Below are 24,192 nucleotides of genomic sequence, written 5' to 3'. Positions count from 1 at the left end.
GTGAATGGGCTCACGATCACCGAACCTACCACACACGGATCACGGCGCTTCTTCGGATTCTGGACGACCCTACAGTTCCCTGCGGCGCAGTCATCCAGCTAACACCGTCGGGAGCCCCGACCACGCTCGAGCACACGGGAAAAAAATGTGCGAATCCGGGTATAGACCACGCCGTTCAGTACAGCGAGCGGAAGGCGGGGAGTGGAATGCCTTCGCCCGAAGGGGTGGCCTTCCGGCTCGTCGCAGTCGGGCGCCGGGACACCCGTGCGCTTCCCATGGCGTGCCTAATGTGGCGCACCTCCCCGGTCGCCTGCGCGCTGGCCGGCAACCATCTCCGTCAGCCAGTTCATCAGCAGGCTGGTATAGGCCCGCTGGCTGGCGTCGTCCGACAGCCCGTGATCTGCTCCAGCGATGATCCGGTAGGTGAGCGAGTGGGCATCCAAAAACGCCTGCAGATAGCTGGCGATTGCAGGGTGCGGCACAATCTTGTCGTGCTCCGATTCAACGAGCAACACATCACCGCCAAAGCGGGCGGCCGCCCGCAATGCGCGATTGTCTGACGACGCCACAATCCGTTTGCGATACGCCACCAGGTCGTGCTCGACATGCAGGGCGCGCTTTGGTGTATTCCATCCGTCGTCGAGGTAGAGCGCCGGCACGCGCAGACCCAGCCAACGCACGGGTCGCAGCTCGGTCAGAATGGTCGCGAGATAGCCTCCATAGCTGCTGCCCACTACGGCGACCGCGTCACGGTCGATCGACGGGTGCGCAACGAGCGCATCGTATGCAGCGAGCAGGTCCTGCAGATTGGTCTCCCGGGTCACGTTCTGCTGTTCGTCCTGTGTTCGTCCATGTCCCGTCAGATCGAACGTCAGGCAAATGCAGCCCAGTGCCACCGCCTGCCTGGCGCGCTCCAGATACTGCTCCTGGCTGCCCCCCCAGCCATGCACGAAAAGAACACCCGGGACGGCAGTCTTCGGCGCGAGGACGGTACCGTCGAGGTGTCCGCGCTCCAGCTTTATCTGAACGCCGTAACGTTCTGCTGTCATCTGTCGGCACTCCCTTGCAATATATGGCGATCCACCGTGTAGTACTTCGTGATGGCGCCCGCGTGCGGATCGACGCCCTGATAAACGATCGAGGCGCCGTCCGGTAGCTGCACATCGTCACCATAGATCTCGCGTGTCGAGGCGCTCACCGCATACGCCAACGGATCTGCCCTGAACGTACGTAGCGCACCAATTTCGGCGCCCGTAGCACCGCCGACCCGCCACGACTGCTCGAGCACGCCGCATTGGCGCGCGCCTTGCGCGTCGGTGCCCCACGCGACGTCGTAGTTGCACCGCGATGCAAAGAAGCCCGCATAATCGTTTTGCACGGCGGCATCGAACGCACGCGCTTTGCGGATGGCCTCATTGATGTCGCTTGTCAGGTCGAGCCGCGCAAGCATGTCGAAACCGCCCCGCACGGCGATGAGATCCGTGCCGCCATACACGCGATGTCCGTGGTTGTTCATGGTCAGATGCTGCACGCCGTAGTAACTCACCACGAGTTCGTCAAGCGTGACCTGGCCGACGCTCAGCGTTTCAATCGGATCGAGGTTGCGCTCCACGACGATGCCTTCAGTTCGCAACGCCGCCTCGCCGAGCGCGGCAAGCTCCGTTTCGAGTTCATCCATATTCGCGACCAGCGACTGTCCCGCTCCACCAATTCCCGATGGCCGCTTGATCCGTACGAGCCCATCCCGCCACAGCCGGCGAGCCGCGTTGCAAGCGTCATCGTGCGAAAAGGCTGAGTAGCCCGGCAGAACCAGCGAGGCAGTGTGCTCGCCGAACAACCTCGACCAACCAGGCGGAGCGACTTGGGCGTCTTCGGTCAACGGGTGTGCAATGAGCTTTGTCGCGACGAACGGGAACGGCACGACCCCGCCGAACAGATCGCGAACCGAACGCACGCCGAGCCTATGCGCTTCGGTAAGCGTTAGCGTGTGGTCCGGAATCAGGTAACGATGGGCAGCACAAGTAAGCGTTGGGTCGAACTCACCCGCAATCCCGGTGCCTTTCAGTTCAGCAATCTGCCTGGCGAGTTCCCGAAGCGTGCCCACCTCGTGACCAGCCCGGGCTGCCCTGCATTCCTCCAGATGGACCAGCACAACGGGAACGGGTGGTATCGCAGGGGGCGAAAGCACCGATGGGTCCACTTCGTGCTCCTTTGCGCCGTCGCACGGCCGACGTATGTGGTTGGCGCTCACGTGAACGGGCAAGGCCGTCATTTTGCAACGAGCAAAAGCTGTGCCTTCCGTTAGCCCGTCCACCGGGCCGTGTCTCTGCTCGCCGGTTTGGACTCCGGCTCTTAATGGGACGTCCAAGGGCGGTCCCGTAATAATTCGTAATATTTTCAGTTACAATCGCGGCCAGCAGCCGACCGTCGCCGGCGGAAATCGGGCGCGAAAAAATATGAAAAAAGCTGTTGTTCCCTTGGCGCCGCACGGGACCAAGCCTCGCTCATATGACACTTGCCACTGACATTGCAGCGCCATCCCGCTGTTGGACCGATTGATGACATTTTCAAGCAAGTACGCGCTACTTCGAAAGGCCGTTTTTGCGACGAGACCACAGTCCCTTTTCCGAAGGGTTCGGATTCTGATGTATTCCGTTATCTATCCACGCGCGGCATGGCTTTGGTTTCAGGCGCTGAGCAGGCGATCGCTATTGACCGATCTCGCGGTCCACAACCGGCGCTTCGTAGAAAAACCATTCCATCGTTTCGGGCAGGCGGACTTGTCCGCCCGCAGTCGGGCCGCGCTGATTTGCGGACACTATGCGGCGATGGAGCAAATGCTGGGCGACGCGCTCACGGCCCGCATCTACCTGCTTGGTGAATCGGTCTCACTGTCGTCCACGCTTCAATACGACATCGTTTTGCGAGAACCCACGCGATGCTGGCGGGAGGGCCTGCTGACAGTGGCGTGGATGGACCGGCAGACAAGGGTCGATCTTGCGTGGGCCACGGTAAGCATCGAGTACACGGCGGAGACCCGCTCGTGGGTGCTTTTGATTGGCGGCCTACAGGGGCCAGCCGGAATTGATCGGGAACGTGTACGTGACGCGACGAAAACATGTCATGGTCTTCGTCCCAAAGCGGCCGTGATGGAGGCGCTTTGCGAGTTGTGCCGCTTGCTGAACATCCCGGTGCTCGCAGCTGTCGCGAAGAGCTCGCACGTGTCACACGCTCGGGATGAGGGGTTTCACGCGGACTACGACGCTTTCTGGCGTGAAATGGGTGGCGTGGAGTGTGGTGCTCGTTTCATCCTACCTCGCATCCTGCACCATCGGGAGATCGGTCAGGTGCCTTCTAACAAACGAGCCGCGTTCCGGCGGAAACATGCTTTGATCGCGGAGGTGTTGGCGCAGATTCAGGCGAGCCTAGGACCGGAGCTGTCAGCAATGGGACAGGTCAAAGAGACGCGTCTTTCCGGCCAGAGCAGCGAGCATGCATCGACATGCAGGCTACACGATGGACATCAACCGTGTCGGCAAGAGCCACTAGCACCTGGTATCTGCGGCGACTCGGCGACTTGATTTGAAACGATGAACGTCGGCACAGGCCCCGATGAAGCAACGTTCACCCTCGCGAATGAGTTCGCCGCTTGTTGGAGTGGATCGGACGTCTGAATGGCCGAACGATCACTTGGTGAACGTTCTCCAATCGGGAAATAAGCCGCGCGTGGGTACGCGGCGCAAGCGTGCGGATACAGCTTGGTATATATCAATACCGGCCTAATCGTCCAACGACACATGGTTCGTTTTGAATCAAAATCCGTTCGTCACAATGTCATGACACCGGCAAACCGTTGCGCCTGCGCAGTTCTCGAATAAGTGCGCTGTGGTCCAGATCGCCGTCGCCATGCTCGACCATGTCGGTGAAGAGCCCATCGACGAGCCCCAGTACCGGCAACTCCAACCCCACGCTCTGCGCAAAACCGAGCGCGGTCTTCGTATCCTTGATTTGATACTTGGCCGGGCCGCCCGGCGCAAAGTCTCGCGCGATCATGCGTGCCGCGTGCTGGCGGAGTATCGTCGAGTCGGCGAACCCGCCGAGCAGCGCCGCGCGGACTTGCGCGGGATCGGCGCCGCCGCTTTCCGCGAGCAGCATCGCTTCGGCGACCGTAGCGATCGTGCTCGCTACCATCATCTGGTTGACGAGCTTCGCGAGCTGACCCGTGCCCGCCGGGCCGATGCGCGTCGGACGGCCCATCGTCTGCAGCACGGAGCGCACGCGTTCGAACACCTCCACCTCGCCGCCGGCCATGATCGCGAGCGTGCCGTCCTGCGCGCCTTTCTCCCCGCCTGAAACGGGCGCGTCGAGATAGCCGATTTCGCGTGCCGCCGCGACCCCGGCGTGGCGTTGCGCCGTCTCAACAGGAATCGAGCTCATCACGATCAGCACGCTGCCCGCGCGCATGTTGGCGATGATCCCGTCGTCGCCGAGCAGGAGGTCGTCGCATGCGGGACCCGAGCTCAGCATGCAGATGACGACATCCGCGTCGCGCGCGGCTTCGCTTGCATGACCGACCACCTCGATTCCCACCGAGAAGAGCGGCACCGCCTTGTCCCGGGTGCGGTTCCACGCCGCGACCCGGTACCCGGCGCCTGCCACGCGCCGGGCCATGGGCAAGCCCATGATGCCGGTGCCGATAAAGCCCACAGCAAGACTCGCGCGCATTATGCAGGCTCGCGATGGCCGAAGCGCACCGGGCGCTCCGCCACAATCAGCGCGGGAAAGCCGGCCCGAAAGCGATCGAGGTGCGGCGTCCGCAAGTGCGCGTCGAACGCGGCTCGATCGTCGTACACCTCGTAGAACATGACGCGCGCCGGCAGTTCGTCGAGCTGGACGATATCGAACTGCCGGCATCCCGGCTCGTCGGCCAGTGAGTGCCGCGCGTCGTCGCGCGCGAGCGCGAGGAAGTCACCAACACGCTCGGCCTTCACTTCGAACTCGGCGATGACCACGAACGCTTCGGTTCCGCTATCCACGCTGGACTCTCCACTCTCTCGAACCGATGCCATGATGTGCGCGCCTCACGCTGCCTTCGCCGGCTTACCGAGCGCGCTCTGCTCCATCTCGCGACGCAGCGCGACGACATCGAGATCGCGTTCGAGTTCGACGTCCTCGAAGCGCACGATCGTGTCCTTGGCGACCGGGCGCTTCAGCCTGACGTTGTGCGCAAGCCCAATCGGCAGACCGCCGATAGCAAGGCTCTTCGATGCCGGGATCGCATTGGCCCAGACCGCGTATCCGCCTTCGCCGTCGAGCAACTCGCCCGGTTTGAGGTCGCGCTTGGCGGTCGCCACGGCGTCGCCGCGGAACTCCTTCGACGAGCCCGTCGCCTCGCCGCGCAGCACGGCGGACAGCACGCTCACGCTGGTTTCGAGGCCGATCATGTGGAACGGGCGCCACATCGAGCCGTACCAGCCGGTCGGATCGACGAGCAGGCCGTATTGCTTGAAGCAGGCGCGCGCGTATTCGTTCGGCGCCTTGAACGTGACAAAGACACCATAGCGGATGTTGTTGAACACTTCGCGGCCGTCCGGTTCCTGGCTGGCGGCGATGTCCACGAGACCGCTGCGCGAAAGGCGACCACCGTCTTCCGCTGGCCGGAAGACGCGCGCGAGATCGTGCAGGCCCGCAGGCGGAAAGGCGAGGCCGTCGTCCGGGCAGTCGAGGCCCGTGCCGTTCGCAACCGCAGCCATTTCGATCGCGGCCTTGGTGCCATCGGTAAACGAGTTGTACATCTTCGGGTTGAAATCGCCCTTGGCGACTTCTTCGTCGGTCCAGCCGAAGAAGCTCCACACGGTGTCCGGGGTCGAGTAGCGGTAGCGCGGCTCGAAGTTCATGCCCTTGCCAGCCGATGTCAGTTCGAAGCCGCAGGAGCGCACCCAGTCCACGAGCTCACAGATGATCGCGGGCTGGTCGCCGTACGCCATGCTGTAGACGAGACCACGCTCGCGGGCACGCGCGGCGAGCAGCGGGCCGCACATCGCGTCGGCCTCGACGTTGACCATGACCACATGCTTGTTGGCTTCGATTGCGGCCAGCGCGTGACGCACGCCCGCGATCGGGTGGCCCGTCGCTTCGATGATGCATTCGATCTCGCCGCAGGCGGCGAGCGCGGCGGCATCGTCGAGCACACAGGTGGCGCCGGTCTTCGCAGCGTCGGAGAGCGTGCGTGCGCCGTATTGCTCGGCCGGCCAGCCAACCCGTGCAAGCGATGCGCGCGCCTTGCCAACGTCGAGATCGGCGACGCCCACGACGTGCAGCCCTTCGATATGGCGCGCCTGCGATAGCACCATCGAGCCGAACTTGCCGGCACCGATCAGGCCGACGCGAACGGGACGTCCAGAAGCGTTGCGTGCCTGGAGCAGACTGGAGAGATTCATTTGCAATCCTTTGTTGTCGAGACCGTGGATCGTGGCCGCGAGCGCGGCGCGCGGTGAGTGGCCGGGGTTGGCGTGATCGAAGGCAGAACAGCGGTGCGCCTTACTTGCGAGCAAGTGTAGTCAGGGCCTTGCGCCAGAACAATTAACATTTCCGAGTCGATTTGTTAGCCTGGCTTCAACATCACCGGGAGACGGGAAGTTGGGAACCGGATTGCCAGGCGGTGCGCTCGGCGCGCAGCCAATCGAGGAACAGGATCACTTTTTTCTTGTGGAGGTGCTCGAGCGGGCAGACGATCCACTGCGTCGTCAGGCGGATGGCGGGCGGCTCGCGCACAGGACAGATCAGCGTCCCGTCGCGCAGCTCCCGCCACATCATGAGCGTGCTCTCCAGCGCGATGCCCATGCCGTCGACGGCGGCATCGATTGCCATGTGACTGCGGTCGAACAGGACGCGTTGTCCGGGATCGAGCGGCGCCGCGTGCGCCAACGAGAACCAGTGCGGCCACTGGACTTGCGACTTGATCGAGTAGATCAGGCGGTGCCGCTGCAGATCGGCGGCGTCGAGACTCGCCGGCGCGCAGTAGGCGGGCGAGCAGACCGGCAGGAACGACTCCTCGGTCAGCGCCTCCACGTAAACGCCCGGCCATTGCCCGGTGCCGTGACGGATCTCGATATCGACTGCTTCTTGCGCAAAGTCGGTCATTTCATTGGTGCCGTTCAGCCGCACTTCAAGATCGGGATGGCCGTCGAGGAACGAGCGCAGACGCGGCAGAAGAAACTTGGTGGAGAGCGTTGGCGTGGCGCGCACGGTCAGGAGCGTAACGGAGCGCAACCCGCGTATCCGCTGAGTCGCGTCCGCGATGCGGTCGATCTCCTCTGAAATCATCGCGAAGTAGCGCTCGCCCGCTTCGGTCAATGCAACGCCTCGCCCAACCTTAGTCATCAACGCCGTGCCCAGATGCGTTTCAAGCGACTGGATCTGTTGGCTGACGGCCGATGGCGTGACGTTTAATTCCGCTGCTGCCCGAGAGATGCTTCCCGAACTCGCCGCAGCATGAAAAACACTGATGGCCCGCAGTGGCAGATACATGATCACCCTTTAGATTGGCTACACCTTTTCGCAAAATAATTGAATTGTCCTTCACCAACAAGCCTCATATATTTTGCACATGCAGGACCGGCGGTGCCTGGATAAGTAGTCAACGAACCAAGCATCGCGACGTGCCTCGACGCCATACCGACAAAGTGGCGCGCCACGGTAAGTTCATATAAATGGAGACAGCATCATGAGCACGTCGAACTCGCCGCGCCGCATTTCGCGACGCGCGGTGTTGAAGGCTGCGGCCGCCCTTCCGCTGGTAACGATATGGACCCGGCCTGCACGCGCTGCTGAGTTCACCTACAAGCTCGCTACCGGGCAATCCCTTAATCAACCGATCAATGCGCGGTTGAAGGAAGCCGTTGATCGCATTCGCGAGGCGAGCAGCGGCAGGCTCGAGATCCGCTTCTTCCCCGCATCGCAACTCGGCTCGGACACCGACCTGTTGTCGCAGACGCGCTCGGGCGCCGTCGAGTTGCTCAACATATCGGGCTCGGTGCTCTCGACGGTGATTCCGCTCGCGGCCATCACCAATCTCGGCTTCGCCTTCTCCGGATACGACCAGGTCTGGCGCGGCGTCGATGGGGATCTCGGCAAGCTCATCCGCGCGCAGATCGACAAGAGCGGGTACGTGTCGGTGTCGAAGGCAGCGGACAACGGCTTTCGGCAGATCACGTCCGCAACGAAACCGATCAAGGCGCCCGAGGACTTGCGCGGCTACCGGATTCGCGTGCCGGTCTCGCCGATGTTCACGTCGCTCTTCCAGACGCTAGGTGCGAACCCTACGTCGATTAACTTCAACGAGCTCTACACCGCGTTGCAGACCCATCTCGTGGACGGCCAGGAAAACGGCCTCGTCACGATCGAGGCGGGCAAGCTCTATGAAGTGCAGAAGTACGTGGCCGAGACAAATCACATCTGGGACCCGTTCTGGCTGCTCGCCAATCCGCGCGCGTTCAATGCGCTGCCCGACGACCTCAAGACGATCGTCAGGCGCGAGTTCGACCGCGCGAGCGTCGAGCAGCGCGCGGACGTCGCGCGTTTGAATACGTCGCTGAAGTCGCAACTCTCCGGCAAGGGACTAACGTTCGTGCCCGCGGACAGGGAAGCGTTTCGCGCAGCGCTCTCGAAGGGCGGCTTCTATACACAATGGCGCGACAAGTTCGGCGGTGGCCCGTGGAGTGCCCTCGAAGCGGTGACGGGGAAAATATCATGAGCGCGGCACACAATCTTGAAGTGCCGGGGCCCGCATTCGTGCGCGAGACGCACGGCGAGACCGCCATCGAACGCTGGTTGCGGCGAGGGATCGAGGTGCTCGCCGCGGCGGCGGTCGTGGGCGAGGTGGCGCTGCTGTTCATCGGCATCGTTGCGCGTGCAGTGTTTCACCAACCGCTGATCTGGTCGGACGAACTCGCGTCGATCTTGTTCCTCTGGCTTGCGATGCTGGGCAGCGCGCTTGCGGTGCAGCGTTCGTGTCACATGCGGTTGACCTTCTTCGTATCGCACGTGACACCGCGCGCGCAGGCATGGGCCGAGACGCTGGCGGTCGCTGCTGCGGCCGCGTTCTTCGCGCTTGTCATGCATCCCGCGTTCGACTATGTGCAGGACCAGGCGTTCGTGGAGACGCCAGCGCTCGGCTGGTCGGGCTCGGTCAGGGCACTGGCGATTCCGTTCGGTTGCGCGGCGGCGCTGGTGAGTTGCGGGCTGCGCCTGGCGCGCCATGATCGACGCCACATCGTCGGTGCGATTGTGCTGATATTGCTGATTGCGTTGGGCTGCTACCTTGCCAAGGCACCCTTGACGCACATGGGGCAGGGCGCGCTGCTGGTGTTCTTCGTCGGCCTCCTCGGTGCGGGGGTGATGGCGGGTGTGCCAATCGCCTTCGCGTTCTCGCTCGCGACGAGCGCCTTTTTGCTGACGACCACATCGACACCGCTCAGCGTGGTGGTCGGACGCATGGACGAAGGCATGAGCACGCTGATCCTGCTCGCCGTGCCGATGTTCGTGCTGCTCGGGCAACTCGTGCATGTGACGGGCGTGGCGCGCGTGATGGTGGCGTTTCTCGCGTCGCTGCTTGGGCACGTGCGGGGCGGCATGTCGTATGTGCTGCTCGGCGCCATGCTGCTGATATCGGGGATCTCGGGCTCCAAGACGGCCGACATGGCGGCGGTTGCGCCCGTGCTTTTCCCGGAGATGCGCAAGCGCGGAATGAAGGACGGCGAACTGGTATCGCTGCTTGCGGCGGCCGGTGCGATGAGCGAAACGATTCCACCGTCGCTAGTGCTGATCGCGATCGCATCGGTGACCGGCATATCGATCGCGGCGTTATTTACCGCAGGCATCCTGCCGGCCATCGTGCTTGCTTTCGTGCTGGGCGTCGTCGCGTGGTGGCGTGCAGGGCGTGAGGACGAAACGGACGAGAGCCGCGCGGGAGCGGTGAGGGCACCCTGGTCGCACGTGCGCCGTACCTTCGTGATCGCATTGCCGGCGCTGCTGCTTCCATTCCTGATCCGCAGCGCGGTGGTCGAAGGGATCGCGACCGCGACGGAGGTATCGACGCTCGGCATTGCCTACTCGCTCGTGATCGGCCTGTTGATCTATCGCGGCGGCCTGAAGTGGAAAGCCATCATGCCGATGCTGCTGCAGACGGCGGCATTGTCCGGTGCCATTCTGTTCATCGTGGGGGCGGCGAGTGCGATGGGCTGGGCGTTGACGCAGTCGGGTTTCTCGCACGACCTCGCCAACATGATGACGAGAGTCCCGGGCGGTGCTGCCGGTTTCCTGCTGGTATCGATCGTTGCGTTCATCGTGCTCGGTAGCGTGCTGGAAGGCATTCCGGCCATCGTGCTGTTTGGGCCGCTGTTGTTTCCAGTTGCACATCAGCTGGGGATACACGAAGTGCACTATGCGATGGTCGTCGTGCTCGCAATGGGACTCGGGGTGTTCGCGCCGCCTTTCGGCCTGTGTTATTACGCGGCGTGCATCATCGGTGAGGTATCGCCTGAAGCGGGACTCAAGCGCATCTGGATTTATCTCGGCATGCTGCTTCTCGGGCTGATCGCGATAGCCTTCATTCCTTGGATTTCGATCGGCTTTCTTTGAATTTATCGAGTAGATGTGGTGTTTAGCGCTGACCACACTTGCCGGTTCCGGCGGTGTGGTTTCGCCCTCGCCCTCGTGCGAGTAGCGATCCGTGTTGTCTCAAGCAATTGTTGGAGGCAAAGCCGTCAAATGGACATTCGTGCGACTGCTCCGCCTTTCTGAGCGGCCGGTCGATCACAACGACGCAGGTCGCGTCGATGAACCTGTCTGGATGCAGTCCACTCGCTCGGGCGCCACCGCCTACACGCTCCCGGCGCCGCACCGCAGTGCGTGGTTCATAGATGTTTGAACACACCGCTCGCCAGCTTGCGCAGTTCGTCGAACTGCGTAACGAGTTCGAGGCACAGAATAAATGCCAGCATCGCTGAAGGCCCCGGCCAGCGTTCGATCCATCGCAGTGCCGGAGTCGCGTAGCGCACGCGGATCGCATCTCGCGTAACGACATAGGCAATTCCGATTCCCACGGCGGCGCCCACCAGCAAATCGGTTGGGTAGTGAAAGCCCAGGTAGGCGCGCGGAACGCAAATGAACAGCACGGTATAGGCAATCGCCAGTCCACCGATCCCCCGCCACACAAGGAAAATGCCGGTGGCGACCGCCATCCATAGCATCGCGTGATCGCTTGGGAAGGAACTCCAACTTGTCAGCAGTGCGTCCTTAAGAGCGCTACCTGCAAAGTGCAGATGCAGTTCGGCGCTATAGACGGGGCGCACTCTGAACGGCAACCAGTGAGTCAGCAGTCTTCCGAGGAAGAGCGCCACGACGCCACCGAGAAGCGTCGCGAGAACCATTTCTCGCCGCCATTCACGGCGTTCGTCCTGCTGAAACCACATCCACCACAACACGGGAATGAGTACGAGCCCTTTGAAGGTGTAAAGATCGGCGATGGCTTCTATGGATTGCGTCGCGAAATGACTTAAGTGTATGTTGGACAGATATGTCTCGATAGACGAATCTATGTTATTCATTATTTTGTAAGAAACTTGGGAAGTCGCATCGAGGGGTAGCATAGCCCGTTGGATGCGCCGGATTTCTGGTGCTTACTTTCACTGACAACTTTTACTGCGCGATCGATGCCCTCGATCCTTTTCCCAATTTCGTACGTCTCGGCATCTTCCGAACACTCGTTCTTACGTTCTTGGCGGCGTTGTTGCTCATACCCGTCGCGCAAGAGGCCCGTTGAGTCAGATCGATCTTCCGACCGCCGCTAACGCAGGCGCAGCCGACACGATTGCCCCATCTTCCCGAAGTCTCGCGCAAAGATCGTCGAGCGCCGCCAAAGATATCGAGGTGCTCATCGAGCCATCGGGCTCGCGGGTCGAGGCAGGAGCCGAACTTGTCGCGAGCGCAGGGGAAACCATGGAAAAGGTCGGCATCGCGATTCAGCGGGTGACGGACATCATGGGCGAGATCGCGTCGGCCTCGCACGAACAGATCCGCGGCATTGAGCAGATCAATCAGGCGATCACGCAGATGGACGAAGTGACGCAGCAGTACGCCGCGTTAGTCGAAGAGGCGGCTGCGGCCGCCGGTTCTCTCGAACATCAAGCGCAGCAATTGCGCACCGCCGTATCGGTTTTCCGCACCGCCTGTACATGGGCCGGCGGGTTCGCGACGCAATGCTGGATCAACCGCTATTTAAAGTTGCGTCACCAGCGCGGCGTTGCGTTTATAGTTGTGTCGTCCGCTTACCAGGCCTGGCCGATTTCGTTGATGCCTTTGCCGAAAGCGAGGAGATGTGGAAACGCTGCGGAAATAGGGTTGCTGTATTCTGTTTCTCATGAAGAAACTCGTTCTCTCCGCCGCTGGCGCTGTAACCTCGATGCTTCCCTTGAGGCTTCGGCATGTGATGGCAAAGTCCCTCTTGGAAGATAACTCGCTCGCGAGAGAGTATGGCTATCTCTACCTGTCCAGCCTCTCACGGAAGCTCAATGTTGTGCGGTTCTCAGCAAATGGACAGTACGGCACGATGGTCAGCAGTTCGAATGATCTGAGCATTCTGAAGAAATACGCCGAGACCGGACGTTGGGCGCCTGAGCTTTCCGACAAGTTGAAATTGTTCTTCGCCGGTTCGGGAGGAACATATCTCGACATCGGCGCGAACATCGGCATGACGACCATACCGATTGCGCAGCACAACGAGCGCGTGAAGTGTTATGCGTTTGAACCGGAACCGGTCAATTACCGCAATCTTCTACGCAACATTGCGGAAAATTGCCCGTCACCCAACATAGAGACTTTTCAACTCGCGTTGCACGAACGAGAGGAAGTACTGCCCTTCGAGATTGCCGACGGCAATCTGGGCGACCACCGCCTTCACTTCGAAACCAACCTTCCGGCAAAACAGAACGAGGTGGGTCGCAAGATCATCGAAGTGCGCTGCGCAAGGCTGGACGATCTTCCTATTCAGTTGTCCGGCCCTGTGTTTGCGAAAGTCGACACACAGGGTGCGGAACCCTACGTCTTTGCTGGCGGCAGCAAGACGCTTGCGAAAGCCGATGCGATCCTCGTGGAATGGTCGCCATATCATATGGCCCGGTTAGGGGGCGATCCCAACGTCGTGCTGCAGTTTCTCGAGGAGCACTTCACTTACGGCAAGGTTGAAGAAACCGACGCAAAGGCGGGAATACCAGCCGAGACGGAACCCATGCGAACAATCGCAGCGCGCCTGCGGAGCACAATTACAAAATGGCGCGACGATCCACTCAATTACGTCGATATCTTCGCGACAAAGACGGCGTCACTCGCGCGATAGCAAAAGCGGCTTGCTGCACGCAAGCCGCTTTAACAACGTACCAACGAACCTGACAACGCCCTACCGGCTCACAGCGTCACTCAGTGACCGGTTTTTCGACAGCGTTCGTATGCCCTACGACCGACTCGAAAAACTGCGCGTACTGCCGGGAGCAGGCGTTCCACCCGAACTCGTCGACAGCTTTGCGCCTGGCCGCATTGCTGGCAATGGTCTGCCACGACTCATTGACCGACTTCAGAATCGCAGGAAGCTCGCTTACGTCATTGAACAGCATGACGTTGTCGAACCTCCTCGCAGCCCACGCCATGAAAGGTGTCGATCGTGCGATCAGAACCGGCACGAGACCAATGGCTTCAAAGAAGACGCCGCTGACGAGCATGGAGTCGGCCGCATGCGGCAAGATCAACACGTCGCTCTGCGCAATGCCTTGCGCGAACTCTGCGTCGGTCAAAAACTTCGAATCGATGCGCACGGCTTCTCGCAGCGATTTGCTGTCGATGATTTCGTTCAACGTCGCGAGATAGGCTTCGGTGCCGTGGCCGGCGACGTGCAGTTTGCAATCGCCCGGCCAAACGTCGAGTACCGCGTCGATCTGCTTATATGGACGAATCACGCCGAGCATCGTATAAAGCGGCGCCGCGCCGCGGGGCTTCGCCGTACCTGACGGATGGCCGGGAGCGTCCCAATAGAGCGGATGAGGTAAATACTGCGCACGATAGCGAGCCTGAAAGTCCGGCGCGTGTACAACACGGACATCGGCAAGACGATGCACGAGCGCAATGATCCGCATAGACAGGCGCCTGTTGAAGCCGACCGTATCGTGCACTGCCTGATCATGTACGAAGCACACGACCTTTGCTCGCCCGATCAACATCAATGAACAGTAGAACGACAGCAGCAGGCAGCCGGTCACGCTAAGTTGTGCCGTGCCTTTCTGACGCCTGAACGCCCGGTATTCAAGCCAATGAAATACGAGCATGTTCTCCGGCTTGAACAGATCGGCGAACCCGCCGCTCAGCAGTCCCCTGATTGACAGCGGGAACACATCGTAGCCGGCGGATCTATATAGATCCTTCTGAATGTCGATGTAGCGGTTTGTAGGATTTCTAAAAGGGCACATTAACACTCGCGGCCGTCTTTTCACTTCGTCTTTTCCATTCGCGTAACTGGTTTCGTCATTGACCTGCGACATTCGACAATCTCCGGTCAAGCTTCACGCGCGAAAACAACACGCTCAGGCGAATACCCGGACATTTACGATGCCCACCATTCAAACGCCTAAACCAGTATTGGGTGAATTAACGCTCCATCTTTAAGTTCAGCTTAGCATGCGCCAAATCGTTTTGCGAAGTTGCATCACCTTAGAACGCGCCAATCTCACAGGAGCCCAGGGCGCCCGTGTCCGAAAGTGCTGAACGCGGGCATTCGTGTCGTTTTTGCCACGCGAGGGTGTGGCGGCGGGAAGCTAAGCCGACGCACATGAAAGCGGAAAATATGACCTCCGTCTCTTGGGGTCAAAGCGAAAAAAATGCAGGGCGACCAGTCCCCATACGATAAGGAGAAAGTAAAACTTATTTGGGACAACCCGCGAAATCGGAAACGATCTTGCTTTCTGGCGGGAATTTGCTATTTCTCGTTTTGTCCGACGAGTCTTGCGGGTAAGATCTACCCCGTTCGCAGTAGCAACCCCGCAAATTTTACGCATTGCGGGTTCGCTCCCAGCAAACGTTTGCACGGACACCGTTCTGATCCGCGGTTCCGGCAAACAGTTCGGTTGACCCCACTGTTGATGATTCCCCGACGCGCGAATCGGCCCGGCCGTTTCGACTGGCTCGTGCGCGTTTGTTTGAACCGCCTCGTTCATTAAAGCGGCGCAAACCGGTTCGGCAGACGCACGGCATGACGCACCAAATAGCACTGAGATTTTATAGACGATCAGTAGTGCGAATAAAAACAAAGATTTTCTAGTTTCAAGATCAGTAATCAACAAAATACAAAATCAAATTTATAAATTTTTTCGGGGTTTTTTCGATAGCGGATAATTCAAAATGTTGAAAAGACGACAGTTTATTGGCGCACTGACGGCACTGAGCGGTAGTGTTATTTTGAGCGCATGCGGCGGCGGTGGTGCGGAAGAAGGTGGCACAATTACCGCTAATTCTGCGGCGCAAAAGACGAACGCAACGGCCAAAGGCACGTCGCCGAACGGCGCCGCGATGCCGCCGGCGACATCCCTGGTCGACGGCTCGGGCGCCACCTGGACTCTTTCGGGCGGCGTCGCTTATCGCAATGGCGCGAAGGCCGGGAACAACTACAACGTGATTCTCGCGCTGTGCTTCAACGGCAACATTTACGTCGAGAACACCAGCTCACAGTTTTACCAATGGACTGGATCGACATGGCAGTCTACGAGTGACCCGCGCCAAGGCACGACGTCGCCGGACGGCACGACGATGCCGTCGGCTCCCAACATTGTCGACAAGACCGGCGCCGTGTGGACGCTGACCAACGGCGTTATCTCCCGGAACGGCGCAGTTGTGGGCAACAACTACAACGTGTCGCTGGTGCTCTGGTACGGCGGCAAGATCTATTGCCGCAACACCAGCGGCCAGTTCTACGCGAACGCAGAGGTGGCCGCCCAATGGTTGCCATGTAGCGATCCGCGTATTGCCACCGCCGCCACCGCCGGAAGCTTCTTTGGCATTAACGGTCACTTCGACTACACGTACACGCCGACGCAACTGATATCGATCCTGAAGGGCCTGGGCTGCACGAGCTACCGCGTTGGCTGCACGGCAGATCCGAATCAATTGAATGCTGTGGTCAAACTGGCACAGGCGTTCCAGTCGGCGGGTATGACGCTGCTCGTGCTGGTCAACCTGGGTCTGTACGACAGCAGCGGCAAACTGCTCGCAGGCGAATCCGCTGCGTACAACGCCACGTATGGACCGGCATTCACGATCGCCAACGCGCTGAAGCCGTACGGCGTGACGTTCTATGAATGCGGAAACGAGTTGACGCGCGACAGGGCGATCATCATCGATTCGACGAACGCAGGAACGAAGGCCCTCGACTTCAACAATGCGAACTGGCCCACCATGCGCGGCGCAATGCGCGGCATGATCGACGGAGTGAAAGCCGCACAGCCCGGCGCGAAATGCGGTATCAACTTCTGCGTCGCCGACGTCGGTGCCTCGGACGCGCTGTGGGACGGCATGCAACCCGACGGCAGCGGCGGCTATCCGAAGGTGCGCTGGGACATCACGACATGGCACAACTATGAAGTGTATGGCGACATTTTCAACATCGGTACCGATGGCGCGGGTCCGGGCATCAACCTGCCTGCGTACTGCAAGGCCCGATACGGTGTGCCGTTCTTCATCACCGAGTGGAACACCGGCCCGGAGCAGTCGCAAACATATCGAGCGAGTTACATTACGTCGCAATTGGGTTCGTTCTATGCGGCTCGCAAGACGCACAACATTCAGTCCGTCATGTACTACGTGCTCGACAGCGGCAACAACACGTTCGGCATTATGACCAACGGGACCGCGCTGAATCCGCCGTACGGCGCATTCACGAACTTTACGTCGGGCCACGCGGACAGCTGATCCGCCCGTCCGGGTTCGATGTACGAAATGGCCTCCCGCTGCTTTCTGGCGGGAGGCCATTTCTTTTTCACGAGACACCGACACGCGGCGCTGAGACTCTGGCCTGAAGAAATCGCCCGAAGCTGGCTCTACAGGCGACACGAGTTTTGGCGCACACTGCGTACAGAACTCACCGGAGCAGCCATGTACGTACCCGACCATTTCAACGAAGCGCGCAAAGACGTGCTGCATGCGTTCATCGCGCACAATCCCTTCGGCACGCTGATCACTCACGGCACGAGCGGTCTGGACGCTAATCACATTCCGTTCGAACTAGCGCCGGAAGAAGGCGAATTCGGCGTGCTGCACGCGCACGTCGCGCGAAACAATCGGCTGTGGCAGGACGTGACCAACGGCGATGAAGTACTCGTCGTATTCCATGCGGGCGATGCCTATATTTCGCCCACGTGGTACCCGAGCAAGCAGGAAACGCACAGACAGGTGCCCACCTGGAACTACATGGTGGTGCACGCGCACGGCCGCATCACGATTCGCGACGATGAAAAATACGTGCGAGGCCTCGTGGCGCGCCTGACTCGCACACATGAGGCGAGCCAGCCTCGTCCATGGAAAATGGGAGATGCGCCGAGCGAATATATCGACACCATGCTCAAAGCGATTGTCGGCCTGGAGATCGAGATCACGCGGCTCGTGGGCAAAAGCAAGCTAAGCCAGAATAAGGACGCACGCGACATCGAGGGCGCGGCCGAAGCGCTGAAGGAAAACGGCAATCATCGTATCGCCGATGCGATGCTCGAGCATACGCCGCATAAGCAGTAAGCCAAGTCGGCCCCGGCGTCCTCCTCAAGTCGGCCAGTGGGCAACATGCCCGCAGCGTCCAGCGCACTACGGGTTAGTGACAAAGCGCCAAAGCGCTGCACACTCGGCACTCGATAGCTCGAAGTGAGGCATAGACTTGCGCAACACCACGCTTGCCGGATCTATGCCGTCTTTGACTGCCCGACAGAACGCAACCGGATCGTACCGACTGGGCGGGCCGCCCCGGCGGCTTCTTGCATCGAGCAAGTAGCCACGAGTAAGGGGCGGTGCAAAGCCGGGCGATGGATCCGTCCGTGTATGGCAGTTCACGCATCGCGTGGTCCATTCCGGCAGCGATTGATTGTCGTCGCGCAGGTGCGCTACTGCCGCACGTTGTCCGGTGAAAATCGCGCAGCCCATATCGCCCGGCGTGCAGCTCAAGTCGGCATGCGCGAAATGCGCATTGCTTAGTATCGCCAAGCAGATGGTCAACCGAATCGCCCGGCGTAAGGTTGTCGACGTAATCATCAGTGCAGGCGCAGCGTGCGTGACACGCTCGGCACTCCGTTGGTGTTCAACGCAAAGAGCATGTAGTAGCCAGGCACGACAACACCGGGATCGGCCGGAATCTTCAGAATGAATTCACCAGCCGTACCTACCGTGAAACTCAACGGCACGCGTCGCTGCTCGTTGTTTACAGCATGCGTGTTGGACGACAGGCGCATGAGCGCGAATGCCTTGACACCACTGCTCGCTTTCACGGCGATGGAAGTACCGAGCTGTGCATCGGCCGGCACGTTACTGAGGGTCGGCCGTGTCGCTGCCGATCCATCCGCATTGAGTAGATACGGCGGCGTAAGTATTTCAATGTCCGTGTGGTTAGTCGCGCAGCCGCCGCACAGTCCCCCGCCTCCGCTCAGCACGCGCCCATCCGCCAACAGCAGCGCAACGCTGTGATACGTCCGCGGCACGGCTTGCGGCGCGAGCTGCGAAAACACTTTCGTCGCCGGGTCCCACAACTCCGGAGTCAGCACAGCAGTGTCGTCCGAGAAAGGCTGCGCAAAGGCTTGACCGCCCACCACGACGACCTGCCCGTTCGGCAACACAACGCTGCTGCTGAATGCCCGCGTATAGCTCATCGGAGGCAGCGCGGTGGCGACCGCTGTGCCGGTGCTGATATCGATGAGCGTCGCATTCGACGTCGCATTCGACTGCTCGTAACTTGGCGCACCACCAACCGCGAGAATCTTGCCGATGTCGTACATGACGGCGTTCCCGTTCATCGCGTCGGTATCGTTCGCGCGCTTGCCGGCATCGGTCACGTTGCCGTTACCTGCGGTGTCGAACCAGTGCATGGCCTGGCTCGGGCCGGCGTGGAAAACGCGTCCATTGGACACTGCGAACAACCACGCGTGATTGTCGGCGCGGAATATGCCCGCTGCGTCCTGGGTCAATATGTAGTCGGCGAGTATCGCGCCGTTGATCTGCCAACCCGAACCGGACGTCCATGTTTCGCCGTTTTTGCCGCCCTCGCCGCCATTCCATGAGCCACCGAGCGTGAACACGCTCCCATTGCTCAACGTAACGGTCCCCTGATAGCCGCGCGGGATCTTCATCAGGTTGCTCGACGACCATTGACCTGTCGAAGGCGTGTAGATGCTCGTCTTCGAGCTACTCGATCCCCCGTTCACCAGCAGGCGACCGTCCGGCAGATTCGCAATGCCGGGGCAGAACATATCGTGCCCGGTGTTGCTGACCAGTACCTGCTTGTTGGTTCCCGTGGTTGGGTTGAAGACCGCGGTGTAGGTCTTTCCCGGCGTGATTTCACCGGACGTAAAGTCGAGAAGCATATCCGACGACCACACCAGCACATTGCCGTCGGGAAGATTGGCGGCCGCCGCGGGAACCATCGGCACTCCGACAGGGGCCGACCACTTCGACGGCAACGTCTTCACGTTCAGGCCGCTCAACTGCCACGTCTGCAGAGCACTCCCATTGCATACTTGCTGCCGGATTTGCTGCCCCCATCCAGTCAAACTCTGCGCCGCCAGACACATGCCGCTGTGCGCAGCGACGATCGCGTAGCCGTTGCCTTGCGGCTTCGCAGTAAATGTCTGGTTCGTCTGACCGTTGCACGCCCACTGGATAATGGCGGCACCAGCATTCAAGCTCTCACCTGTCACGTCCATGCACAGGCCGCTGTTCTGATTTACGAAGTGGAACTGAGATCCGGTGGGTACGGGCCGCCATTGCTGATTTGCACCGCCCGAACAGCCCCAGGAAATGACCGAGGCGCCACCCGTTGTCGATGCAGAGTCAACGTCCGCGCACAGATTCATACCGCTGAGCGTGATCGGACCTACCGTTTGCGCCTCTACGCGGGTCGCAAACGTGGTAAGCGCGAACGCTATAGCGGCGACGCAAAGTGCATTCACGCATCTGCCTGCATAGAGCCAGATGAATCTGACAAACGGAATTGGCGCCATGATCTCTGCTCCAGTTAACGTTGAACTACGCGCGCCCCAATGCGCCCAGCGCATTGCAAATTTCGTCTACACGTGGAAGATCCGCGCTGCGCCAGCGCAACCGCGCCCTTGCATCGAAGCAGTAGATCTGGGTTGCATGATCCGCAATGTTGCCGAGCGGCAAGCGGCTACCTGCAAGTGCCATCCGCATTCCGTCGACGTCTCCCAGTGTCGGAGTCGCAGCAGTCCATGCTGGCCCAGCCTGAAAACGCTTGAGCCACTCATGCAGCGCGGACGGTGAGTCGGAAAGCGGATCGATCCCGATCGAGAGCAATCGAACCGGATAACGTCCACGAATTTGTGCCAACCGTTGCTGCACCCCGCTGAATAGCGCTCCTTGCAGAGGACATACAGAACTACATCCGGTATAGATGGTTTGAACTGCCGTCACGCCATCTAGCAGCATGCTGTTCAGCGATCGCTCTGTACCGGTCTGATCGACCAGCCGCGTGTCTTCCAGACGAACTGGCGGAGTGACGAGCCCCGACGTCCCATGCTGTGCGTACGACGACAAAGGCGCCGCCGCGAGTGCAAGCATTGCGGCATCACGCAGGAAGACGCGGCGCGACGATCTTTCAACCGGCGTGGACTCGCCAGGTTCAGCGCGCATGAGAGCTTTCGGATCAAACAAGGCGTCGTCCTCCGCAAAAGCTCACAGAACTGCACACTCGCCTTCGCAAACAGCGTTTGGCGCGGCAGTCAATGAACACGTCGGGTGAGTCGGCGATCGCTACGTTGCTTCGGTTCCGGAGGCGGCGAACCGGTTACGTGTTTGGAGGCAGCGATTAACGTCGACGGCATTCGATCGTATGCGAAGACGGCGACGACGGTTTGTTTAGTACCCCACACTTCCTGGTGCTTCGTGACGTGAAACTTGTCCACACGCGGCAGCTCGGAACGTGGACCGAATGAAACAATCCGGCAATGCGAAGCGTTGCCGTGATCTATATTGATTCGCGCGCCGCGACGTTATTTTCTCAACCCGCACTGGCGTTGCTTGCGAGGAGCATGCCGGCACCGCGTGCCTGCGAATAGCTGGTGCCACAGCTCATTGCACTGTTTCCCGTCACCGACATGGCAGTGCAGCCGTTCAGATTCATGCCCGTCTCGCAACGGCGCACGAGATTCGCCGACACAACACCGCCAACGCGATTTGCCGCCGCAATTCCACTTCCTCCAGGCCCGCTGAAACCCTCGACAACATTTCCCACTACCACGGCCCCCGTCGCGCTCGACTCCAGGTAGATGCCATTTTTCGGGCTCTCTTGACCGAGCACGGTATTGCCATTGATTACCGGGTCTGACACGTCCACACAATGAATTCCGTGCGCGCCCATGTAGCGCAGGTTATTGCCTAGAATCGACGGCGAATCCTGGTAGAGCGCGAGAATGCCAATTGCACCATCCGCAGCATTACAAAGCACACTGTTATTGGTGACAGCTGTGCCTTGTCCGCGCTCGTGCCATATGAAAGTCAATAGCGGCGAGCCGGCGCGTATCGGGTTGCTCGCAACCAGCGCGGTTTCAGCAACACTCACAACAAAGGTTGCTGACGGCACGCCAGGCCCAGTAATAAGTTGGCCGAGTTGAACCGCAGCATTTGCGGATGTCAGCGTCACACGAGCCGTGCCGTTTGTCGTCGCCCGCTGCTCCACTGAGACCGCGTTATCGGTGTCCGAGCCTATCAAGCAAATTGCGGCTCTCGCGTGACCGCGCGTGAGGTCGACCGTGTTGCCCGATATGACGCACTGCACGGCTCCGCCATACACGGCAATGCCTGCGTGAATTGGGTCCCATGCAGAGCCAGTGCCGTCGGTTGCGGCGCGGTCGAATATCACCGTGTTACCCGTCACCGAGCACGCCAGCGATCGGACGATAGCTATGCCCCACCACTTCGCGCCCTCGCAGGTGTTGCCCGTAATGGTGGAGTTATTGACGTTCTCCGTCACGATGCTGCGCCGGAACGAACCTCGCACGACGTTGCCCACCACGGTGCACATGTTGTCCTGCAACGGGAAAGAGTCGGCATGGTAGTTCGCCAGCCCTTCCATGTGTATTCCGATGCGGCAGTCCTGACCGGCTCTGGCTGTCACGAGATTGCCGGTGATCGTCGCTGCGCAACCCCAGACCGTGATACCGTCGCCGCGATCCTCGCCATAAGTGGACTTTTGCGTCGGGCCGCCGCCAGCGCCGATACAGTCAATAACCCTGTTATTGGCGATGATGAAATCGTGGTACTCGCCCGTCGACTCGACCTGAACGCCGTTCTGAAAATAGCGAATGGTCGAGCGCGTCACGGAACCGAGACTCGCGCGAAACATGATGCCGACGTTGCGTTCGCCGCTATTCGACTGAAGCATGTTCGGGTTCGTGAGATAGACTCCGTCGAATTCACAGCCTTGAGCAGTCACCGTGATCGCCGCTGCATTGGCGATGCCCGCTGTAAATCGCAACTCGCCGCCGCCGACTACACGAATTGCCTTCTCAATCCTGAGGGGCTTGGTCACCTTGAACACGTGACCGCCAGGGACATTCACGACTGCCGCGCCGCTGCTAAATGCCGCTTGTATCGCAGCGCTGTGATCGACGGACGGCGCGCCAGAGCGTGCGTCAGCGCGTGCTTCGGGCGACATGAAGTCCAGCACGCTTGCTTCGCCACTCGGCCCGCGTGTGTTTGTTGCATTCGACGCAGTTGCCGGTTTAGCCGAAAAGTATCCCGCCACTGCCGCGCCTGCGGTCGTGGATAACTTCGTCAGGAAGTTGCGCCTCTGTTCGCTCAAAATTTTTCCCGCAGGTTCGAGTACAAATGGTTTGCCGTCGAGAAGACCTCAGCATCTGCCGCGATGCGATAGCAACATCACCCACTGCACCCTACCGATCAATTAACCGGCATTCGTCTGCGGCTTGCCGATACGAGCGAAGTGAAACGTCCTGATCAATATCGACTTCACCGCGCCCAAAGGGAGCCTTCGCCACGCGAGCGGCACGCCGGTCATTTGCGCGGCAAACCAGGGCAATGACGAATCGTCTTCGATATCGAATGCGCTCAGACGAAACGGATCACTTTTTTCGTCATTCCAGCCGACCGCTGTGGTGCGTCCACTCTTGTATCCGGTCGCCTTTAGCATCGCCACTTCGCGCGACCCATACCGGCCATAGGGATATGCGAAGTGTTCGCAGGGTGCCCCGGTAAGCTCCTCGACCTCACGCTTCGATTGCGCGAGTTCTTCGATGCACTCCTGATCGTCGAGGCGTGTGAGCGTCGGGTGAAAACGCGTGTGCGATTGAAAATCCACGTACGGCAGCATTGCTTCTATCTGCCCGGCGCTGAGCCCACTGACCGGAGCTTCGTCGCTGCGCACATTCTGCTGAAACCCGTACCGCGCCAACTCTTCGAGCCTTTGCGCGTTGGGAAGCTTGATCAGACGCTTGACGCCCGCATGCTGGGCGCCTGGCGTGAGCCACCAGTGAGTGCGCTCATGTGCCACGATGCTGCTGCAAATATAAATAGTAGGACGAACGCCATGCTTGATGAAAATCGGCAACAGCGCAGCGTTTCCAACATGGCCATCGTCGAATGTGAGCGCCGCGCGCTGGCGACCTTTTCCAGGCGTATTCACTTCGGACATCGGAACAAAGTCGCAATACTGCTTCAAATACGCAAGGTGTGAATCAAGCGTGGCTGGATCGGGATCGTGATAAAGAAGTACCGCAACCCGGTCTCGCCACAGTAGAAAGCGTGTGAGCGCTGGTAAGCCGCTGAGAAGAATGGCGTGCGTAAAAATCGTGCGCATTGGTCGCTTCGGTTTCATGTCGCCTCTTCAGGTCACGAAATACAGCACGGGTTGAGCGCTTCCTTATA

The 24,192-nt window shown here is 60.2% G+C and carries 18 protein-coding genes and 1 pseudogene; 7 read left to right on the top strand and 12 right to left on the bottom strand.

Features of this window, described 5'->3' with window-relative positions:
• Positions 1-284: 284 nt before the first annotated feature.
• Positions 285-1,049, bottom strand: a complete 765-nt coding sequence (locus OH764_RS02935; protein WP_408421622.1) for an alpha/beta hydrolase family protein — start codon at positions 1,047-1,049, stop codon at positions 285-287.
• Entirely contained in the window at positions 1,046-2,200 is a 1,155-nt protein-coding gene (locus tag OH764_RS02930; RefSeq protein ID WP_498847970.1) for a DUF3182 family protein, read from the bottom strand. Before OH764_RS02930 ends, OH764_RS02935 begins: the two co-directional genes overlap by 4 nt.
• Positions 2,201-2,645: 445 nt before the next feature.
• Between OH764_RS02930 and OH764_RS02925 the strand changes: the two genes are divergently transcribed.
• Positions 2,646-3,581 carry a VirK/YbjX family protein gene (locus OH764_RS02925; RefSeq protein ID WP_498847969.1) on the top strand — a complete coding sequence of 312 codons (936 nt, stop codon included), beginning with the start codon at positions 2,646-2,648 and terminating at the stop codon, positions 3,579-3,581.
• A 253-nt stretch (positions 3,582-3,834) separates the two neighbouring features.
• On the opposite strand, the gene OH764_RS02920 is transcribed toward OH764_RS02925, so the two are convergent.
• From OH764_RS02920 to OH764_RS02905, 4 genes are all read right to left on the bottom strand, one after another.
• Complete coding sequence (locus tag OH764_RS02920) at positions 3,835-4,725, bottom strand: NAD(P)-dependent oxidoreductase (RefSeq protein WP_498847968.1); 891 nt, start codon at positions 4,723-4,725, stop codon at positions 3,835-3,837.
• The gene (locus OH764_RS02915) at positions 4,725-5,036 is read right to left on the bottom strand and encodes a putative quinol monooxygenase (RefSeq protein ID WP_408502444.1); all 312 of its coding nucleotides are present in this window, start codon (positions 5,034-5,036) and stop codon (positions 4,725-4,727) included. Before OH764_RS02915 ends, OH764_RS02920 begins: the two co-directional genes overlap by 1 nt.
• 45 nt (positions 5,037-5,081) lie before the next feature.
• Positions 5,082-6,440, bottom strand: a complete 1,359-nt coding sequence (locus tag OH764_RS02910) for an NAD(P)H-dependent oxidoreductase (RefSeq protein ID WP_440785389.1) — start codon at positions 6,438-6,440, stop codon at positions 5,082-5,084.
• A gap of 181 nt (positions 6,441-6,621) precedes the next feature.
• Positions 6,622-7,530, bottom strand: coding sequence for a LysR family transcriptional regulator (locus tag OH764_RS02905; RefSeq protein WP_498848740.1), 909 nt, complete (start codon positions 7,528-7,530; stop codon positions 6,622-6,624).
• 196 nt (positions 7,531-7,726) lie between these two features.
• Between OH764_RS02905 and OH764_RS02900 the strand changes: the two genes are divergently transcribed.
• Positions 7,727-8,755 carry a TRAP transporter substrate-binding protein gene (locus OH764_RS02900; protein WP_288831100.1) on the top strand — a complete coding sequence of 343 codons (1,029 nt, stop codon included), beginning with the start codon at positions 7,727-7,729 and terminating at the stop codon, positions 8,753-8,755.
• Complete coding sequence (locus tag OH764_RS02895; protein ID WP_498847967.1) at positions 8,752-10,641, top strand: TRAP transporter large permease; 1,890 nt, start codon at positions 8,752-8,754, stop codon at positions 10,639-10,641. The genes OH764_RS02900 and OH764_RS02895 overlap by 4 nt, the downstream gene beginning before the upstream one ends.
• Before the next feature lie 275 nt (positions 10,642-10,916).
• On the opposite strand, the gene OH764_RS02890 is transcribed toward OH764_RS02895, so the two are convergent.
• Positions 10,917-11,609: a phosphatase PAP2 family protein gene (locus OH764_RS02890; RefSeq protein WP_498848739.1), complete on the bottom strand. Its 693-nt coding sequence runs from the start codon at positions 11,607-11,609 to the stop codon at positions 10,917-10,919.
• A 262-nt stretch (positions 11,610-11,871) separates the two neighbouring features.
• On the opposite strand from OH764_RS02890, the pseudogene OH764_RS02885 reads away from it, so the two are divergent.
• Positions 11,872-12,231 (top strand): annotated as a pseudogene (locus tag OH764_RS02885) (methyl-accepting chemotaxis protein); the annotation flags it as partial.
• Positions 12,232-12,421: 190 nt separating this feature from the next.
• A complete protein-coding gene (locus OH764_RS02880) occupies positions 12,422-13,396 on the top strand; it encodes an FkbM family methyltransferase (protein ID WP_288824332.1) in 975 nt (324 codons plus the stop codon).
• Between the two features lie 76 nt (positions 13,397-13,472).
• Here the strand turns inward: OH764_RS02880 and OH764_RS02875 are convergent, their stop codons facing one another.
• Entirely contained in the window at positions 13,473-14,588 is a 1,116-nt protein-coding gene (locus OH764_RS02875; RefSeq protein WP_498847966.1) for a glycosyltransferase family protein, read from the bottom strand.
• A gap of 856 nt (positions 14,589-15,444) precedes the next feature.
• Between OH764_RS02875 and OH764_RS02870 the strand changes: the two genes are divergently transcribed.
• Positions 15,445-17,007: a hypothetical protein gene (locus OH764_RS02870; protein WP_131317674.1), complete on the top strand. Its 1,563-nt coding sequence runs from the start codon at positions 15,445-15,447 to the stop codon at positions 17,005-17,007.
• A gap of 183 nt (positions 17,008-17,190) precedes the next feature.
• Positions 17,191-17,826 carry an FMN-binding negative transcriptional regulator gene (locus OH764_RS02865; protein ID WP_498847965.1) on the top strand — a complete coding sequence of 212 codons (636 nt, stop codon included), beginning with the start codon at positions 17,191-17,193 and terminating at the stop codon, positions 17,824-17,826.
• Positions 17,827-18,332: 506 nt separating this feature from the next.
• Here the strand turns inward: OH764_RS02865 and OH764_RS02860 are convergent.
• From OH764_RS02860 to OH764_RS02845, 4 genes are all read right to left on the bottom strand, one after another.
• The gene (locus OH764_RS02860) at positions 18,333-20,291 is read right to left on the bottom strand and encodes an RICIN domain-containing protein (RefSeq protein WP_440785585.1); all 1,959 of its coding nucleotides are present in this window, start codon (positions 20,289-20,291) and stop codon (positions 18,333-18,335) included.
• Between the two features lie 25 nt (positions 20,292-20,316).
• Positions 20,317-20,940, bottom strand: a complete 624-nt coding sequence (locus tag OH764_RS02855; protein WP_498847964.1) for an SCO family protein — start codon at positions 20,938-20,940, stop codon at positions 20,317-20,319.
• A gap of 367 nt (positions 20,941-21,307) precedes the next feature.
• Positions 21,308-23,110, bottom strand: coding sequence for a right-handed parallel beta-helix repeat-containing protein (locus OH764_RS02850; protein ID WP_498847963.1), 1,803 nt, complete (start codon positions 23,108-23,110; stop codon positions 21,308-21,310).
• Between the two features lie 102 nt (positions 23,111-23,212).
• The gene (locus tag OH764_RS02845) at positions 23,213-24,142 is read right to left on the bottom strand and encodes a polysaccharide deacetylase family protein (protein ID WP_498847962.1); all 930 of its coding nucleotides are present in this window, start codon (positions 24,140-24,142) and stop codon (positions 23,213-23,215) included.
• Positions 24,143-24,192 lie beyond the last annotated feature (50 nt).

The organism is Burkholderia sp. M6-3 (genome assembly GCF_050858985.1).
GTDB classification, from domain to species: domain Bacteria; phylum Pseudomonadota; class Gammaproteobacteria; order Burkholderiales; family Burkholderiaceae; genus Paraburkholderia; species Paraburkholderia caledonica.
The sequence above is the reverse complement of the archived record's forward strand: the minus strand, read 5'-3'. Positions and strand labels throughout refer to the sequence as shown.